General features: G+C 47.4%; 18 protein-coding genes and 1 other annotated feature. All 18 genes read right to left on the bottom strand.

The window, feature by feature from the left end; translation table 11 throughout:
- Positions 1 to 108: 108 nt before the first annotated feature.
- Positions 109 to 660, bottom strand: coding sequence for a transcription termination/antitermination protein NusG (gene nusG, locus KNO76_RS12190; RefSeq protein WP_026824820.1), 552 nt, complete (start codon positions 658 to 660; stop codon positions 109 to 111).
- Between the two features lie 16 nt (positions 661 to 676).
- Positions 677 to 847, bottom strand: a complete 171-nt coding sequence (gene secE, locus KNO76_RS12185) for a preprotein translocase subunit SecE (protein WP_012727692.1) — start codon at positions 845 to 847, stop codon at positions 677 to 679.
- A gap of 34 nt (positions 848 to 881) precedes the next feature.
- Positions 882 to 1028, bottom strand: a complete 147-nt coding sequence (gene rpmG / locus KNO76_RS12180; protein ID WP_026824819.1) for a 50S ribosomal protein L33 — start codon at positions 1026 to 1028, stop codon at positions 882 to 884.
- A gap of 128 nt (positions 1029 to 1156) precedes the next feature.
- Positions 1157 to 1798, bottom strand: coding sequence for an RNA polymerase sporulation sigma factor SigH (gene sigH / locus KNO76_RS12175; RefSeq protein WP_214885725.1), 642 nt, complete (start codon positions 1796 to 1798; stop codon positions 1157 to 1159).
- Positions 1799 to 2007: 209 nt separating this feature from the next.
- Positions 2008 to 2547 carry an NYN domain-containing protein gene (locus tag KNO76_RS12170; RefSeq protein ID WP_026824817.1) on the bottom strand — a complete coding sequence of 180 codons (540 nt, stop codon included), beginning with the start codon at positions 2545 to 2547 and terminating at the stop codon, positions 2008 to 2010.
- Entirely contained in the window at positions 2544 to 3293 is a 750-nt protein-coding gene (gene rlmB / locus KNO76_RS12165; protein WP_026824816.1) for a 23S rRNA (guanosine(2251)-2'-O)-methyltransferase RlmB, read from the bottom strand. Before rlmB ends, KNO76_RS12170 begins: the two co-directional genes overlap by 4 nt.
- 109 nt (positions 3294 to 3402) lie before the next feature.
- A complete protein-coding gene (locus KNO76_RS12160) occupies positions 3403 to 3807 on the bottom strand; it encodes a Mini-ribonuclease 3 (protein ID WP_026824815.1) in 405 nt (134 codons plus the stop codon).
- A complete protein-coding gene (cysS, locus tag KNO76_RS12155; RefSeq protein WP_214885724.1) occupies positions 3804 to 5201 on the bottom strand; it encodes a cysteine--tRNA ligase in 1398 nt (465 codons plus the stop codon). The genes KNO76_RS12160 and cysS overlap by 4 nt, the downstream gene beginning before the upstream one ends.
- Positions 5170 to 5859: a serine O-acetyltransferase gene (cysE, locus tag KNO76_RS12150; RefSeq protein ID WP_214885723.1), complete on the bottom strand. Its 690-nt coding sequence runs from the start codon at positions 5857 to 5859 to the stop codon at positions 5170 to 5172. The genes cysS and cysE overlap by 32 nt, the downstream gene beginning before the upstream one ends.
- 51 nt (positions 5860 to 5910) lie before the next feature.
- Positions 5911 to 6117, bottom strand: a binding site (T-box leader).
- Positions 6117 to 7574 carry a glutamate--tRNA ligase gene (gltX, locus tag KNO76_RS12145; RefSeq protein ID WP_214885735.1) on the bottom strand — a complete coding sequence of 486 codons (1458 nt, stop codon included), beginning with the start codon at positions 7572 to 7574 and terminating at the stop codon, positions 6117 to 6119. Its footprint overlaps the feature before it by 1 nt.
- 45 nt (positions 7575 to 7619) lie before the next feature.
- Positions 7620 to 8093, bottom strand: coding sequence for a 2-C-methyl-D-erythritol 2,4-cyclodiphosphate synthase (gene ispF / locus KNO76_RS12140; protein WP_214885721.1), 474 nt, complete (start codon positions 8091 to 8093; stop codon positions 7620 to 7622).
- Positions 8090 to 8770 (bottom strand): 2-C-methyl-D-erythritol 4-phosphate cytidylyltransferase, encoded by a 681-nt coding sequence (gene ispD / locus KNO76_RS12135; RefSeq protein ID WP_214885719.1) that lies wholly within the window; start codon positions 8768 to 8770, stop codon positions 8090 to 8092. Before ispD ends, ispF begins: the two co-directional genes overlap by 4 nt.
- A gap of 55 nt (positions 8771 to 8825) precedes the next feature.
- Positions 8826 to 9890 carry a PIN/TRAM domain-containing protein gene (locus tag KNO76_RS12130; RefSeq protein WP_012727703.1) on the bottom strand — a complete coding sequence of 355 codons (1065 nt, stop codon included), beginning with the start codon at positions 9888 to 9890 and terminating at the stop codon, positions 8826 to 8828.
- A gap of 113 nt (positions 9891 to 10003) precedes the next feature.
- The gene (radA, locus tag KNO76_RS12125; RefSeq protein ID WP_026824809.1) at positions 10004 to 11380 is read right to left on the bottom strand and encodes a DNA repair protein RadA; all 1377 of its coding nucleotides are present in this window, start codon (positions 11378 to 11380) and stop codon (positions 10004 to 10006) included.
- Positions 11381 to 11437: 57 nt separating this feature from the next.
- Positions 11438 to 13873, bottom strand: a complete 2436-nt coding sequence (locus KNO76_RS12120; RefSeq protein ID WP_026824808.1) for an ATP-dependent Clp protease ATP-binding subunit — start codon at positions 13871 to 13873, stop codon at positions 11438 to 11440.
- A 24-nt stretch (positions 13874 to 13897) separates the two neighbouring features.
- Positions 13898 to 14941, bottom strand: a complete 1044-nt coding sequence (locus KNO76_RS12115) for a protein arginine kinase (RefSeq protein WP_214885717.1) — start codon at positions 14939 to 14941, stop codon at positions 13898 to 13900.
- Entirely contained in the window at positions 14941 to 15375 is a 435-nt protein-coding gene (locus KNO76_RS12110) for a UvrB/UvrC motif-containing protein (protein WP_026824806.1), read from the bottom strand. The genes KNO76_RS12115 and KNO76_RS12110 overlap by 1 nt, the downstream gene beginning before the upstream one ends.
- Before the next feature lie 5 nt (positions 15376 to 15380).
- Complete coding sequence (locus tag KNO76_RS12105) at positions 15381 to 15857, bottom strand: CtsR family transcriptional regulator (RefSeq protein ID WP_026824805.1); 477 nt, start codon at positions 15855 to 15857, stop codon at positions 15381 to 15383.
- Positions 15858 to 16058 lie beyond the last annotated feature (201 nt).

The following is a 16058-nucleotide window of genomic DNA, read 5'->3' as shown; positions in this document are numbered from 1 at the left end:
CGTTGTGCGCCCTCCCACTCAATCTATTAGGTCGAGTTTGTACCGAAATAAAGCACAACATCAAACATTTCCGATTGTACCATCCGTTTTACGGATTAGCAAGTGGGTTTAGTTAATTTTCTGAACTTGTTCGAAATCAAGCTCAATTTTTGTTTCGCGACCGAACATATCGACCACGACTTTGAGCTTCTCTTTGTCAGCTTCGATTTCGTCAATCGTACCTTCAAAGTTCTCGAACGCGCCTTCTTTCACGCGGACAAGGTCACCGAGTTCGTAATTGTAACGATCTTTCTTCTCGATGAGTCCCATTTGCGACAAGACATTTGTCACTTCATCCGGTTGAAGCGGGATCGGCTTGGCCCCACCGCCGGTTGAACCGAGGAAGCCAGTGACGTTAGGCGTGTTGCGGACAACATACCATGAATCGTCAGTCATGACCATCTCTACGAACACATAGCCCGGGAAGTTTTTGACTTCACGCTCTTTGATTTTCTTCTCGCCACTCTTTAATGTGACTTCTTCTTGTGTCGTTTCAGTCGGGACGAGGACGCGGAAAATTTTATCTTCCATGTTCATCGAACCGATTCGACGTTCTAGGTTTTCTTTGACGTTATTCTCAAAACCTGAGTACGTCTGGACAACAAACCATTGTTTCTCCACGGCTTTCACCTCTTCCTTAGTTAATCAATAAATTGACGAGATAGCTGACTCCAGTATCTACGCCGAACACGAACAGGCCAATCACGACAACGGTCGCGATGACGGTAATGGTATATTTCGTGAGTTCTTTACGAGTAGGCCAACTCGTTTTCTTCAACTCTTTCCATACGTCGCGCAAAAAGTTCATGGTAGCTTCCTCCTACATTGAATGCCAATCTACGTTACTTTGATTCCCGATGCATCGTATGCGCATTACAGCGGCGACAAAACTTTTTCATTTCAAGTCGTGTCGACACACCATCTTTCTTTGTCGTCGAATACTCTCGAGACCCGCATTCTGAACAAGCGAGACTTACTTTCTTTGCCATTCATAAGCGCCCCTTTCGACTACTCTCTCTTAAAAAAGAGCGAAAAAAAAACGCCTCCTGTAAATGGCGTCTACGGACAAGGCGCTACTTTTAAAGTATCACATAGGAGGCACGCGGTCAATAATCGGTTAGCTTGTAAGCGTCCGAACATCGACATGGCGTTCAAATTTCTTCTTCACACGCTGTAACGCATTATCAATTGATTTTACATGACGATCCAAGTCGTCTGAAATCTCTTGATAAGAACGTCCGTCTAAATAAAGACGCAAGACTTTCCGCTCCAAGTCACTTAAAATTTCTTCCATCTTCTCTTCCATGAACGTTTGCTCTTCCTGTGTCACAATCAATTCCTGAGGGTCGGTAGGATGTGGAGGCAAGATAACATCAAGCAATGTTCGATCGGATTCTTCATCAAAAATCGGTTTATCGAGCGAAACGTATGAATTGAGCGGAATGTGCTTTTGACGTGTCGCCGTCTTGATCGCAGTAATCATCTGACGTGTGATGCACATTTCAGCAAAGCTTTTGAATGACGCGAGCCGTTCGTCTTTGTAGTCACGCACCCCTTTGTAAAGACCGATCATGCCTTCTTGGACGATGTCCTCATGATCTGCCCCAATCAAAAAGTATGAGCGCGCCTTCGCCCGCACAAAATACCGGTATCGTTCAATCAAAAACTCAAGCGCATCGCTATTTCCTTCGTTTCGCGCCAATAAGACCAACTCTTCGTCTGACATTTTTTCAAACTGTTCATACGGCCATCCGTTCATGCTCGTTCCCCCCCGGCGATTGATCCTGACCTATGTAAGGTTTTGTCCCATTATAGGACTCCCTACTCCTATGCGTCAAACAAATTTCTAAAGATTCCGTCAATTAAATGATGTGTAACTCATATATGTAATAGTATACAACATTCCTTTGCAAAAAAATGTCAAAATCGAAACAAAGACGAGTCCATTCTATGAACTCGCCCGTGATTTCAGTCACCTTTTGATTTACGTCGTCGCATTTCTTCAAAGCGCGCTTGAATGTGCGGAGGAATATCGATTGTCTTTCGATTGGATTGTTCCTTTTCTAACGACATCCGTTGCTGCTCAATCAGTGTTTTCGCATGCTTCCAATCTTTTAACAGCTCGGTCGCAGGAACGCGTAATGCACCTTGACCAAAAATAACCCATTGCTCGGTGAAATCGTTTGTCGCAACGAATAATGTCACGAGTCGGTCATCGACCAATTCATGCGCTCGTCGCTCAATCCATTCGTCAGCTGTCTCATTTTCTTTCGTATAAATGACATCGACACGACTGCGCTTCTCTTTTGCTTCACGACCATACCGCATATGAGCATCAAACACGATTGTGACCTCTTTGCCGGATACAGCTTGATATTCTGCCATCGCTTCAATCAAGAGGTTGCGCGCCTGATCAAAATCTACATCGCGCAAACTTCTTAAATGTGGCCACGCTCCGATAATGTTATATCCATCTACAAGAAGGAGCTCGCGTTTTAGAATACTCATGCTAACGGGTGGCGTGAGCGATGCACTTCGTACAGAAGGAGCGCTGCTGCAACAGATGCGTTGAGTGACGTGACATGACCGACCATCGGTAAATGGACGAGGAAGTCACACGATTCACGCACGAGTCGGCTCATCCCCTTGCCTTCACTTCCGATGACCACGACAAGCGGCATATTTCCATCTAATCGACGATAGTCCTGACTCTCTTTCGCATCGGTCCCGACGACCCATAGTCCTTTTTCCTTCAATTCTTCAAGCGTTCGCGTCAAATTCGTCACGCGCGCAACTGGAATATACTCAATCGCCCCAGTCGACGCTTTGGCAACCGTTTGGGTCAAACCAACCGAACGGCGTTTTGGAATAATGATTCCGTGTGCCCCGATTGCATCTGCCGTCCGTAAAATCGAACCTAGATTATGCGGGTCCTCTAGCTCATCCAACAGGATGATGAGCGGTGTTTCCTCTTTTGAAGCAGCGAGTGCAAACATATCCTCAATCGTTTTGTATTCATAAGCCGCTACGGCTGCAACGACACCTTGGTGATGCTCACTGCCTGCCATCTTCTCGAGTTTCGTTTTGGGTACGAAAGAAACTTGAACTGATGCTTCATTCGCCATCGCAATGATTTGGGCGAGCGGGCCTTTTTGTTGCCCTTCCATAATAAACACTTTGTTCATGTCACGGCCGCTTCGAAGTGCTTCGAGTACGGGATTTCGGCCATAAAGGAAGTCAATCCCTTCCTCCATCACGTCCACTTCTTTATAATCCGGACGCTCGGCTTTCTGGCGACGTGCACGTTCTGGTCGTTCACCACGAGGGCGGTCAAATGTTCGTTTCTCCGCTCCCCGCTTTCCGTCACGTCGATTCGAACGATTCGGCTTCGAGTCGTTCGAACGCTTGTTTGATGAGTTCTTCAAGACGATCCCTTCTTTCTGTCAAATAGATATATCCAATCAACGCCTCGAACGCTGTGGAGTAGCGATAAGTGTGAACATCAACCCGCTTCGGGATTGATCCTGACTTCGCATTCTTACCACGTCTGACGATGGCTTGTTCTTCTTCCGTCAATAAGTCCATTTCTAGCCAATGGGTCACGACGCTCGCCTGTGCCCGTGCATTGACGTAGCGGACCGCGCCCCGGTGTAAATCGTTCGGGCGCGTCAATCCTTTCTCGAGCAACCGTTTCCGTACGGCCAATTCATATACCACGTCCCCCATGTAGGCTAGGGCGAGGGCATTCATTTGTTTCGGTTGCATCATAACCGCTTCCACCGAACCCCTTGGGCCGTGTCTTCGAGTTGGATGTTTTGTTCTTTTAGTAAATCACGAATCTCGTCGGCTCGGGCAAAATTACGTGCCGCCCGCGCATCGTTTCGTTCTTGAATCAATCGGTCAATCTCGACATCCAGTAGTTCTTTTTCTTCTGCCAACGTCAAACCGAGCACACCCGTCAATTCATCGAATAGTGAAAGAACCTGTTCGAGTGTCGCTTTTGCCACATGGTCCGCTTTCGCATAAATGTTTGCTTCTCGTGCTAAGTCAAATAAGACCGTCACAGCGTTTGCTGTATTGATGTCATCATCCATCGACTCAATGAAAGCCGTCTTGATCGATTCAAGTTTCCGTTCCATCGACTCGCTCGGTTCCCCGAGTCCGGCTGTTACCGATAAGCGGTATTCAATATTTTGATACGCTTCTTTAATTCGGTCCCACCCGTTCGCCGCTTGTTCGATCAATTCACGGCTATAGTTGATGGGATGACGGTAATGAACAGACAACATGAAGAAACGTAGTACCATCGGATCGACTTCCTTCAGTGCTTCATGGACGAGGAGGAAGTTTCCGAGTGACTTAGACATCTTCTCGTTTTCAATATTGATGAACCCGTTATGCAACCAATAGTTGGCGAACTTCGCATGATTGCACGCTTCCGATTGGGCAATCTCGTTCTCGTGGTGTGGGAATTTTAAATCATGCCCACCCGCATGGATGTCGATCGTTGCCCCGAGATGTTTTTTCGCCATCGCCGAGCATTCGATATGCCAGCCCGGACGACCTTTGCCCCATGGACTATCCCATGATGGTTCATCCGGCTTAGCCGCTTTCCACAAGACAAAGTCGAGCGGGTCTTCTTTCTTTTCCCCGACATCGACGCGTGAGCCTGCCCGCAAATCTTCAATCGATTGCTGACTTAGTTTCCCGTATGTTTCAAACTTCTTCGTCCGGAAATAGACATCGCCTTCGGATTCATAAGCGAACCCTTCCGTCTCTAACTGACGAATGAACTCGATAATCTCTTCCATTGTATCGGTCACACGTGGATGTACGTCCGCAGGTTGCACGTTCAATGCTCCCGTATCCGCTAAATAAGCTTCAATGTAACGATTCGTCAACGTTTCGGTGTCTTCATCTAATTCGTTGGCGGTGCGAATGATTTTGTCGTCCACATCCGTGAAGTTCAAGACGTATTTCACCTCATACCCACGATACGTCAAATAGCGACGAACTGTATCGAAGGCAATCGCCGGACGGGCATTGCCGACATGGATATAGTTATAGACAGTTGGTCCACAAACATACATCGATACTTTACCCGGAACAAGCGGGACAAACGGTTCTTTTTTATTCGTGAGACTGTTGTACAGCTGAATCATGTGTCTTCTCCTCCATTCGCTTTTCAAGCGTCTCTAATTTATGTTGAAGTTCTGCCACAGCATTTTCAAGACGTTCTTGGCATTCGCGGTCCGGATCAGGCAGGCGGTGATCTAAGTCGTGTTGTTTCACACGTTTGCCGTTTCGAATAACGACCCGACCCGGAATCCCGACCACAGTCGAATCAGACGGTACATCATTCAAGACGACGGAACTTGCCCCGATTTTGACGCAATCGCCAATCGTGATGTTTCCAAGCACTTTTGCCCCGGCTGAAATGAGGACGTCACTTCCAATCGTCGGGTGTCGCTTCCCTTTTTCTTTCCCGGTTCCACCGAGTGTGACACCTTGATAAATCGTCACGTCATTTCCGATAATGGCTGTCTCTCCGATGACGACGCCGAAACCGTGATCGATAAATACCCGGTTACCGACAACTGCGCCAGGATGAATTTCAATCCCGGTCACCCAGCGACTGAACTGGGCTAATAACTTAGCCACTAGCTTCACGTTTCGTTTCCATAATTCGTGTGCGATGCGATGTGCCCAAATAGCATGCAATCCTGGATACGTCATTGCGACCTCCACTTTTGATCGAGCGGCAGGGTCTAGTTCCAGGACAGTCCGCAAGTCTTCGCGTACACTGCTCCAAAATCCCATAATCGATATCTCCTTTTCTTATACAAAAACAAAGACGCCCCTGTGCCAAGGCACAGAGACGCCGTAAGCGCGGTTCCACTCTGTTTGGGAAAAGTGTTCCCCTCTCAAATCCCGTTAACGCCGAGTCACGGCCTCGACTACATATCGCCGAGACGGCTCCGAGGTGCACTTCTTCGGGGGACACATCTAGAACTCCCAGCCTAGGTCCTAGTCTCTGCAACGTGTCGTACCGCTTACTTTCCTCATCGATGCCTTTATTACGCTAATAAAGTTGTCAGACGCTTCAATACACGCTCTTTTCCAATTAATGAAATGGCGTTCGGGAGTTCTGGCCCATGTGTTTGTCCTGTCGTGGCGACACGGATCGGCATGAACAAGTTCTTTCCTTTTTGACCAGTAGCTTTTTGAGTCGCTTTCGTCGCCGCTTTAATCGCTTCCGGTGTGAAGTCTTCGATTCCTTCGAGTTGCTGTTTGAACTCTGCAAGAACAGCAGGTACCGTTTCACCTGAAAGGACAACATTCGCTTCCTCGTCATACTCGATTTCATCTTTGAAGAACAAGTCTGTCAACGCGACAATCTCTGCCCCGTGCGTCATTTGTTCTTTATACAATGCGATCAAGTTTGTCGCCCAATCCGCTTCCTCGACAGATACCGCCTCGGGTAATCGCCCTACTTCTTGTAAGAATGGTAAACTGAGTGCCACCACTTCGTCAAGCGTGGCCTTCTTCATGTATACACTGTTGATCCAAGAAAGTTTTTGTTGGTCAAACACAGCCGGACTCTTCGACAATCGGTTTGCATCAAACATTTGAATGAACTCTTCTTTTGAGAAAATTTCATCTTCCCCGACTGGTGACCAGCCAAGAAGAGAAATGAAGTTGAAGAGCGCCTCAGGCAAGTAACCGAGATCGGCATACTGTTCGATGAACTGGATAATCGATTCGTCACGTTTTGACAACTTCTTGTGTTGGTCGTTATAGATGAGGGTCATGTGACCAAACTCCGGATACTCCCAACCGAGCGCATCATATACCATCATCTGTTTTGGTGTGTTTGCGATGTGGTCATCCCCACGCAATACGTGACTGATGTTCATCAAATGATCATCTACGACAACAGCGAAGTTGTATGTTGGAATCCCATCTTGTTTCACGATGACCCAATCTCCAAAGTCTTTCGATTCAAAGGAGACGTCTCCTTTAACGACATCCGTCCACTTATACGTCACGCCTTCTGGCACCCGAATTCGAATCGATGGCTTGCGGCCTTCCGCTTCAAATGCTTCACGTTCTTCGGCAGTGAGGTTACGGTGCGCACCCGAGTAACGCGGTGCCTCTCCACGAGCGATTTGAGCTTCACGCTCCGCTTCGAGCTCTTCAGATGTCATGTAACATTTATAAGCAAGACCTTTGCTCATCAACTCATTGACATATTTCTCATAAATCGCAAGACGCTCCATTTGGTAATATGGACCGTAGTCGCCGTCACGACCTGGACCTTCATCCCAGTCGATGCCAAGCCATTCTAAGTACTTCATTTGACTTTCGACACCGTTCAACACGTTCCGTTTTTGGTCAGTATCTTCAATTCGAAGAATCAATTTCCCGCCTGCATGGCGAGCATATAAGTAGTTAAACAACGCAGTCCGCGCATTTCCGATATGGAGATGCCCCGTCGGACTAGGCGCATAGCGTACACGCACTTCACTCATAATAGTTCCACCTTTCTTCTCTTCTGCCCAAATAGTATACCATTTCTGTCAAGCCCGGTTGAGTAAGATGACCGCCTGTGCTGCGATTCCTTCTTCTCGTCCAGTGAAGCCGAGCTTCTCCGTCGTCGTCGCTTTCACGTTTACCTGTTCAATATCCGCTTCAAGAAGATCTGCGATGACCGCGCGCATCTCATCAATGTAGGGGCGCAATTTCGGACGTTGTGCCATGACCGTCGCATCCACATTTCCGAGGACATATCCTTGGTCTTTCACAAGTTGCCATACGTGGCGAAGTAACACTTTCGAATCCGCATCTTTGAATTCAGGATCTGTATCAGGAAAATGCTTCCCGATATCGCCTGCCGCAATCGCTCCGAGCGCCGCATCGGCAATCGTATGGAGCAACACATCCGCATCAGAATGACCGAGAAGTCCACGCTCATGTGGGATTTCGATTCCACCTAATATTAACGGACGTCCTTCCGCAAATGCATGTACATCAAAGCCTTGACCAATTCTCATTGTAAATCCCCCTTCGCTAAAATCGCATCGCCAAACAGTAAATCCTCTGGTGTCGTCATCTTAATATTATGGTAATCTCCAGGGACCACTCGTACCGTTTCACCGAGCCATTCGAATAAACTGGCATCATCCGTTCCTAGCACCTGTCGTTCTACTGCTTTTTCATGCGCTGATAAAATCGCCTTGGCCTGAAAAGCTTGCGGTGTTTGTGCCAACCACAAGTTTTCACGGGGCACGGTTTGTTCGATTTGGTGACGCTCCACTTGTTTGACCGTATCCTTGACCGGTACCGCTAAAATAGCTCCACCTTGTAACGCAGCTTCCGCCACTTGATGTAGCTGTTCGCGTTTCACAAACGGACGAGCGCCATCATGAATCATCACAATCGTGTCCGTTTCCACAACAAGCAGTCCTGCGTAGACACTCTGTTGTCGTTCTTCTCCGCCAATTACATATGTAATCGGCGTATCGATATGTGCCATCATCGCTTCAAACCAGTCACGTTCCTCTGGACGAATCGCTAAAACGATATGTTCACACCATGGATCGGTATCAAACGCTTGTAACGTCCATGCGATAATCGGCTTGCCTCGTAACGACAACATGAGTTTGTTCGCATCTGCTCCCATCCGCTTCCCTCTTCCCGCAGCCGGGATGACGACTGTATAAGCTACCATGTAAACACCTCTCTTCGTGAAAAAAGAGAGCGCTCCCGCGTCTCTTTTTTGTTCATTATTCCGGACGTGCAAAAATCATTCGACCTGCAGACGTCTGTAAGACACTCGTCACGACGACAGGAAGCGTCTTCGAAATCAGCTTCCGTCCACCTTCCACGACAACCATCGTCCCATCTTCAAGATAGGCGACGCCTTGATTTTGCTCTTTTCCTTCTTTAATGACTGTCACGACCATCTCTTCGCCAGGAATGACGATTTGTTTGACGGCATTCGCTAAGTCATTGATATTCAATACCGGGACATTCCGTACTTCACACACTTTGTTTAAGTTATAGTCATTCGTGACAACAATACCATTTTTAAGTTCAGCCAATTTGATTAATTTGATATCGACTTCCGGTACATCTTCAAAGTCGCCATCATAAATTTCAACTTGGATGCGCTTGTTCTCCTGCAGTTCTTTTAAAATGTCGAGGCCACGACGACCACGATTTCGTTTTAATGTATCCGAAGAGTCGGCGATGTATTGGAGCTCTCCGATCACAAATTGCGGAACAATCAATGTCCCTTCCACGAATCCAGTCGTCGCAATATCCGCGATCCGACCGTCGATGATGACGCTCGTATCCAAGATTTTATCGTTAGAACGTTGAACCGGTTCAGCCGCTGGCTTCTCCCGTTCGCTCTTCACAAATAGTTTAATCCATTCGTTACGCTTCCGATAGCCGACCGCGAAACCAAAGTAACCAAACAGTGCCGTGACAAAAATCGGGACGATTTTACTCAGTAAGAAAATATTCGTGACTTCAAGCGATACACTGATCAAAAAGGCGATCAAGAGCCCGATGATAAGACCGATCGAACCGAATAAGATATCTCCCACCGGTAAACGGACGAGCCGTTCTTCGACAAAACGAATAAATGCAACAACACCATCTGTTAAGAATAAACTAAGAATGAAGAAGATAAGTCCACCAATCAAACTTGCTACGTATGGAATCGTTAACCACTCCGGCACATTCATGCCAAGGTCTGCTAATAAAAGCGTCGCTTCGATGATTCCGAACCAACCCACGACGAGTCCAATCAAAATAAATCCGATTCGTACAGCAATCTTCACTCATTCCACCTCCTTTTATATGAAATAAAATTTCAAAAAATAACACTTTCATTGTAACACGATTTTTTAATCACGTTCGTTACAAAGCGTTACAAACTGCCAGTGGCGACCCATCAAAATGGGATCGCCAACTGGAGTGCTTCGTCCACTGTTCCGACACCGACCACCTCAATCCCTGCCGGAGCGGTCCATCCACCCATATTATTTTTTGGGATGATGGCCCTTGTAAATCCTAACTTTGCCGCCTCGGCAACACGTTGTTCGATTCGTGATACGCGCCGCACTTCTCCCGTCAATCCGACTTCTCCGATGCAGACATCCGTCGGCCGGGTCGGGCGATCGCGAAAACTAGAGGCGATCGAGATACAAATCGCAAGGTCAATCGCCGGTTCATCCAATTTGACACCACCGGCCGCTTTCAAATAAGCATCCTGTGTTTGAAGCAGAAGACCGGATCGTTTCTCGAGCACGGCCATAAGAAGCGCGACCCGATTTTGATCGATTCCCGTCGCCATTCGTCTCGGGTTCCCGAATGAGGTAGGGGAGATAAGTGCCTGCAGTTCGACGAGCACCGTCCGTGTCCCTTCCATCGAAGCAACGACCGTAGAGCCGGATACCCCTGCGGTTCGCTCTTCTAAAAAGATTTCGGACGGGTTAAGGACTTCTTCTAACCCACTCTCTTTCATCTCGAAAATTCCAATTTCATTCGTTGAACCAAACCGATTCTTCACCGCCCGCAAAATACGGAATGTATGATGACGTTCGCCTTCAAAGTAAAGCACCGCATCTACCATGTGTTCGAGTAAGCGCGGTCCTGCAATCGACCCTTGTTTCGTCACGTGTCCGACAATGAAGACAGCAATCCCTCGCGTCTTCGCAATCTTCATGAGCGCCGCCGTACATTCTCGTACTTGTGACACACTGCCCGGAGCAGATTGAATCTCATCCATATACACCGTCTGAATCGAGTCGATGATGACAAACCCCGGCTGTTCTTCATCGATGACCCGTTCAATCATCAGCATGTCTGTCTCCGCGAGCACGAACAAGTCTTCGGTCGGTAAGCCGAGTCGTTCCGCGCGCAGTTTCGTCTGTTTGAGCGACTCCTCACCCGAAATATATAACACTTTTTTGCCGCTATGGGCTAAATGGGCACTGACTTGTAGCAAAATCGTCGACTTCCCGATTCCCGGGTCACCCCCGACTAAGACAAGGGAACCCGGGACGATTCCTCCACCGAGCACACGGTCAAATTCACGACTATTCGTGTGCACACGCGTCTCTTCTTGTGAGACGACGTTTGATAGACGTTCCGGTTTCAATTGTCGAGACGAACTATGGACAAATGCTGCACCGCGTTTGGCTTTCTTTTCTTCCACAAATTCTTCCACAAGCGTATTCCATTCATTACAACCTGGGCAACGCCCCATCCACTTCGCTGATTCATATCCACACGATTGGCAGACGTATTTCGTTTTAATTTTGGCCATAAGCTTCCTTCCTGTCTAAAAAAAGCTCCCTCATGAACAGTGAGGGAGCTGAATGATTTACTGAACGACACCTTCGTTACGAACGACAAACTCTCCATCTTGTACGTCGAGCGCAACTTTACTACCTTTGGTAATCGTACCGCCGAGCATTGCTTCTGAGAGACGGTCTTCCACTTCTCGCTGAAGAGCACGACGGAGGGGACGGGCCCCGTATTCCGGATCGTAGCCGACTTCGGCAATCTTCTCGAGCGCCGCATCTGTCATGCTGAAATCAACACCCTGTTCGGCGAGACGTTTCTTAAGTGTCTCAGCCATAAGTTTGATGATTTCTTGGATGTGCTCTTTTTGAAGTGAATGGAAGACTGTGATTTCGTCAATTCGGTTCAAGAACTCAGGTCGGAACGCTTTTTTCAATTCCTCGAGCACTTTGTCTTTCATTTCCGTATACTCACGTTTCACATCATCTTCGACTGTGAATCCAACATATTTATTTCGTTGAAGCGCTGCTGCCCCGACGTTTGACGTCATGATGATGACGGTATTTCGGAAGTCGACCGTGCGACCTTTTGAGTCCGTCAAGCGACCGTCGTCTAGCACTTGAAGTAAGATGTTAAATACTTCAGGGTGTGCTTTCTCAATCTCGTCAAGAAGAATGACCGAATATGGTTTCCGGCGTACTTTCTCAGTTAATTGACCACCTTCTTCGTAACCAACATAGCCCGGAGGCGAACCGACGAGACGACTTGTCGCATGTTTCTCCATGTACTCTGACATGTCGATTCGAATAATCGCATCTTCATCGCCAAACATCGCTTCGGCAACTGCGCGGGCAAGCTCGGTTTTCCCGACTCCGGTCGGTCCGAGGAAGATGAACGAACCGATTGGACGTTTCGGATCTTTCAATCCGGCACGGGCACGACGGATAGCACGAGAAATCGATTTCACTGCATCGTCTTGACCGATGACACGATTGTGAAGAATCGATTCGAGTTTGAGGAGACGGTCCGTCTCTTCTTCGGCAATCTTTGTGACCGGTACTCCTGTCCAGTTTGCGACAACTTGAGCGATATCTTCTTTCGTCACTTCAAGTTTTTCGTTCCCTTGCTTATTCTGCCATTCTGCTTTCAATTCTTCTAATTCATCACGTAATTTTTGCTCCGTATCGCGAAGGGACGCTGCTTTTTCAAACTCTTGGCTTTGAACAGCAGAGTCTTTTTCTTTACGAATCGACTCGAGGCGCGATTCCAACTCTTTCAAGTTCGGCGGCGCTGTGAAAGAACGAAGTCGTACTTTTGATGCGGCTTCATCGACGAGGTCAATCGCCTTGTCCGGTAAGAAGCGATCCGAAATATAACGGTCAGAAAGGACGACCGCCTCATGAATGGCTGTGTCTGTAATCGTTACACGGTGGTGTGCCTCATAGCGGTCGCGTAAACCGAGAAGGATTTGCTCAGCCTCTTCTGCCGTCGGCTCGTTCACTTGAATTGGTTGGAAGCGTCGTTCAAGTGCTGCATCTTTCTCGATATACTTCCGGTACTCGTCGAGTGTTGTCGCCCCGATACATTGAAGTTCACCACGGGCCAGTGACGGTTTGAGGATGTTCGACGCATCAATCGCGCCTTCAGCGCCTCCTGCACCAATCAATGTATGCAATTCATCGATGAAGAGAATGACGTTTCCAGCCTGGCGAATCTCATCCATGACCTTTTTCAAACGATCTTCGAACTCACCACGATATTTTGTACCGGCCACGAGCGTACCCATGTCGAGTACCATGACTCGTTTGTTACGAAGTGTCTCAGGGACTTCGTTGTTGATGATTTGTTGAGCAAGGCCTTCGACTACCGCGGTCTTCCCGACACCCGGCTCACCAATAAGAACCGGGTTGTTCTTTGTCCGACGAGACAAGACTTCGATAACACGTTGAATCTCACCTGCGCGTCCAATCACCGGATCTAAACGTGATTCTCTGGCTTGTTGCGTCAAGTCGCGTGCCAACCCATCAAGCGTTGGTGTTGCAGCGCTTGCGCCTGGTTGCGAAGCATTTGAAGAAGACTCGGTATTCCCGAGGAGCTGCAGTACTTGTTGACGTGCTTTCGTCAAACTGATTCCTAGGTTATTGAGGACGCGCGCTGCGACACCTTCCCCCTCACGAATCAATCCGAGAAGGATGTGTTCCGTTCCGACGTATGAATGTCCTAATTTTCTTGCTTCATCCATCGAGAGTTCAATGACTTTTTTCGCACGTGGTGTGTAGTGAATCGTCGATCCGTTCTCAGAACCACGTCCAATCAATGACTCGACTTCTTGTTGAATCTTTTCAGATGTCAGTCCTAGTGCGAAGAGTGCTTTCGCCGCAATCCCTTCTCCTTCCCGAACCAATCCTAATAAAATATGTTCTGTACCAATATTATGATGGCCAAGACGTACGGCTTCCTCTTGTGCTAAAGCTAATACGCGCTGTGCTCGCTCTGTAAATCGTCCAAACATCATTGACAAAACCTCCTTATAGTTGGATCAAACTAAGCCTTGATCTAACGTTCGACGAACGAGTGTCGCTCGTTCTCGATCCCGCTCTTGCGTAGATAATGTTTTCCCGAAATGTTTTTGTAGAAAACCTGATTGTAACCGAACAATCAACTCGTGAAACTTCGGCGGGCTCCAATCAGACAAAATTCCAAGGTCACTTGCTAAATGTAAATCAGATAATCGTTCAACTGCTTCGGTGGAAGAGAGTAATTTAGCATATCGTAATATACCATATGACCGATAAAATCGATCTTCTAACTCTTCCTGTCGATTCGCAATGAGTTCTTCACGCGCATGCCGTTCTGCCTGAATCACTTGTTCTGTCACTTCCATAAAATCAGCCAACAGTTGTGATTCATGACTACCTAGTGTCCGTTGATTCGACAGCTGGAACAAGCGTCCGGCTGCATCGCTTCCTTCACCATACCGACCGCGAATCGTATAACCGAGTTTTCGAAGTTCCCGTAAAATCGGACCAATCCGACCCGTTAGCGTGAGTCCCGGTAAGTGTAACATGACCGAAGCTCGGAGTCCTGTTCCGATATTGCTTGGACATGTCGTCAAATAGCCTAACTGTTCATCAAAAGCATAAGAAAGTGACTCCGCGCATAATGCGTCTGCTTGTTTCGCTAATTCGAACGCCGCTTTCACTTGATAGCCGGGAAGCAACGTTTGAATTCGCAGATGGTCTTCCTCGTTGATTAGTACACTGATGGTTTCATCTTCACTTAAGAAGACCGCACTTTCTTCACTAGTAGCAACAGCCGGGCTAATCAAATGTTTCTCCATTAATGCTTGTCGTGTCACTTCATCATAATCACGCATATGAAGATATTCAAATCCCTTCAACCCGCGTAGACGTCCCTCTAAACGATCGCAAAGTTGACGTTCTCCTTCTTTAGAAAGGGCCGGTGAAAACACGGTGTCTTTGACGTTACGTGCCAGTCGGATTCTTGTGGAGACGACCAAATCATCAAGTTTGGCACGTTCTTTCATTTTTGGACCGAGTGGATGTGTTAGGAAAGGTTCCATTAGCCATCTCCCTGCCCTTCTAATTGCTTCATTTCTTTTTGAATACGTGCTGCCCGTTCATAATCTTCTTGTTCGACAGCACGGGTCAACTCCCCTGCTAACTTTTCAAGCCGCTCCTCAATCCGTTCATACGGTGTTCGTAGATGGTCAGGAATCGAACCGATATGACGATCGTGTCCTTGTTGATATTGACGGGTGATTTTTATCAGTTCATCCCGGAATACGGTATAACACGTAGCGCACCCTGCTTTTCTTACACGCAACAAGTCTTGGCGGGTCATCTGACAAGTCGGACAACGCTTCACGACCGGGACATAACCCGTCATGAGTTCTACCGTACATTGTCGACATAAGTGTCTTTTCACAGGTACATCTTGTTCCATGACAACGACTTCATTGACAGCCGGTCGCTGTTTACAACGTTCGCATAACATACGACTTATCCTCCATTACGGTAACGAAGTACTTTCATTAGTGCCAGTAACTGTTGACGTCGGATAAAGAAGCGATCGTCAACCTGTAAGTTTAACGCTTCATCTGATAAGAGATGATAAATCAACTGAGCTTCTTGCTCGTGCAACATTTGTTCTTCCACTAATCGAACAAGAACATTTTCGACGAGCTGTTCATTCAGACGTGGATGCTCAAGAATGACATCCATCAAACTAGAAAGGAGATCTTGCTTTTCATGCAAAGTGACGCGACGAATGCGAATATATCCGCCACCGCCACGTTTACTTTCTACTAAATATCCTTTTTCGACGGTAAAACGTGTGTTGATGACATAATTGATTTGGGATGGGACACATTCGAATCGTTGCGCGATATCTTGACGTTTAATTTCAATCGCATTCGCCTGACTTTCTTTCAACACTTGCTTCAAATACTGTTCAATGACATCCGAAATATTTCTCATCTCCACCACCCTCTGACCATCTTTGACTTTTGACTATATTTTATCATTGATTTAAAAAAAGGCAAATGAAAAGCGATGTTCTCCATGGAGAACATCGCTAATATACAAAAAGACGACCGAGCGTATGCTCGGTCGTCCTCTGCGTTGTTGCCTGGCAACGTCCTATCCTCACAGGGGGAGATCCCCCAACTACTTTCGGCG

It is taken from the genome of Exiguobacterium sp. s101 (assembly GCF_018617835.1).
Classification (GTDB): Bacteria; Bacillota; Bacilli; order Exiguobacteriales; family Exiguobacteriaceae; genus Exiguobacterium; species Exiguobacterium marinum.
The sequence above is the reverse complement of the archived record's forward strand: the minus strand, read 5'-3'. Positions and strand labels throughout refer to the sequence as shown.

Bases quoted from the DNA above. Each gene is read 5' to 3' on its own strand.
- secE (WP_012727692.1), bottom strand. From the start codon at position 847: ATGAACTTTTTGCGCGACGTATGGAAAGAGTTGAAGAAAACGAGTTGG.
- rpmG (WP_026824819.1), bottom strand. From the start codon at position 1,028: ATGGCAAAGAAAGTAAGTCTCGCTTGTTCAGAATGCGGGTCTCGAGAG.
- sigH (WP_214885725.1), bottom strand. From the start codon at position 1,798: ATGAACGGATGGCCGTATGAACAGTTTGAAAAAATGTCAGACGAAGAG.
- KNO76_RS12170 (WP_026824817.1), bottom strand. From the start codon at position 2,547: ATGAGTATTCTAAAACGCGAGCTCCTTCTTGTAGATGGATATAACATT.
- rlmB (WP_026824816.1), bottom strand. From the start codon at position 3,293: ATGGAGGAAGGGATTGACTTCCTTTATGGCCGAAATCCCGTACTCGAA.
- KNO76_RS12160 (WP_026824815.1), bottom strand. From the start codon at position 3,807: ATGATGCAACCGAAACAAATGAATGCCCTCGCCCTAGCCTACATGGGG.
- cysS (WP_214885724.1), bottom strand. From the start codon at position 5,201: ATGATTCAGCTGTACAACAGTCTCACGAATAAAAAAGAACCGTTTGTC.
- cysE (WP_214885723.1), bottom strand. From the start codon at position 5,859: ATGGGATTTTGGAGCAGTGTACGCGAAGACTTGCGGACTGTCCTGGAA.
- ispF (WP_214885721.1), bottom strand. From the start codon at position 8,093: ATGAGAATTGGTCAAGGCTTTGATGTACATGCATTTGCGGAAGGACGT.
- ispD (WP_214885719.1), bottom strand. From the start codon at position 8,770: ATGGTAGCTTATACAGTCGTCATCCCGGCTGCGGGAAGAGGGAAGCGG.
- radA (WP_026824809.1), bottom strand. From the start codon at position 11,380: ATGGCCAAAATTAAAACGAAATACGTCTGCCAATCGTGTGGATATGAA.
- KNO76_RS12120 (WP_026824808.1), bottom strand. From the start codon at position 13,873: ATGATGTTTGGACGATTTACAGAGCGAGCACAGCGCGTATTAGCTTTA.
- KNO76_RS12115 (WP_214885717.1), bottom strand. From the start codon at position 14,941: ATGGAACCTTTCCTAACACATCCACTCGGTCCAAAAATGAAAGAACGT.
- KNO76_RS12110 (WP_026824806.1), bottom strand. From the start codon at position 15,375: ATGTTATGCGAACGTTGTAAACAGCGACCGGCTGTCAATGAAGTCGTT.
- KNO76_RS12105 (WP_026824805.1), bottom strand. From the start codon at position 15,857: ATGAGAAATATTTCGGATGTCATTGAACAGTATTTGAAGCAAGTGTTG.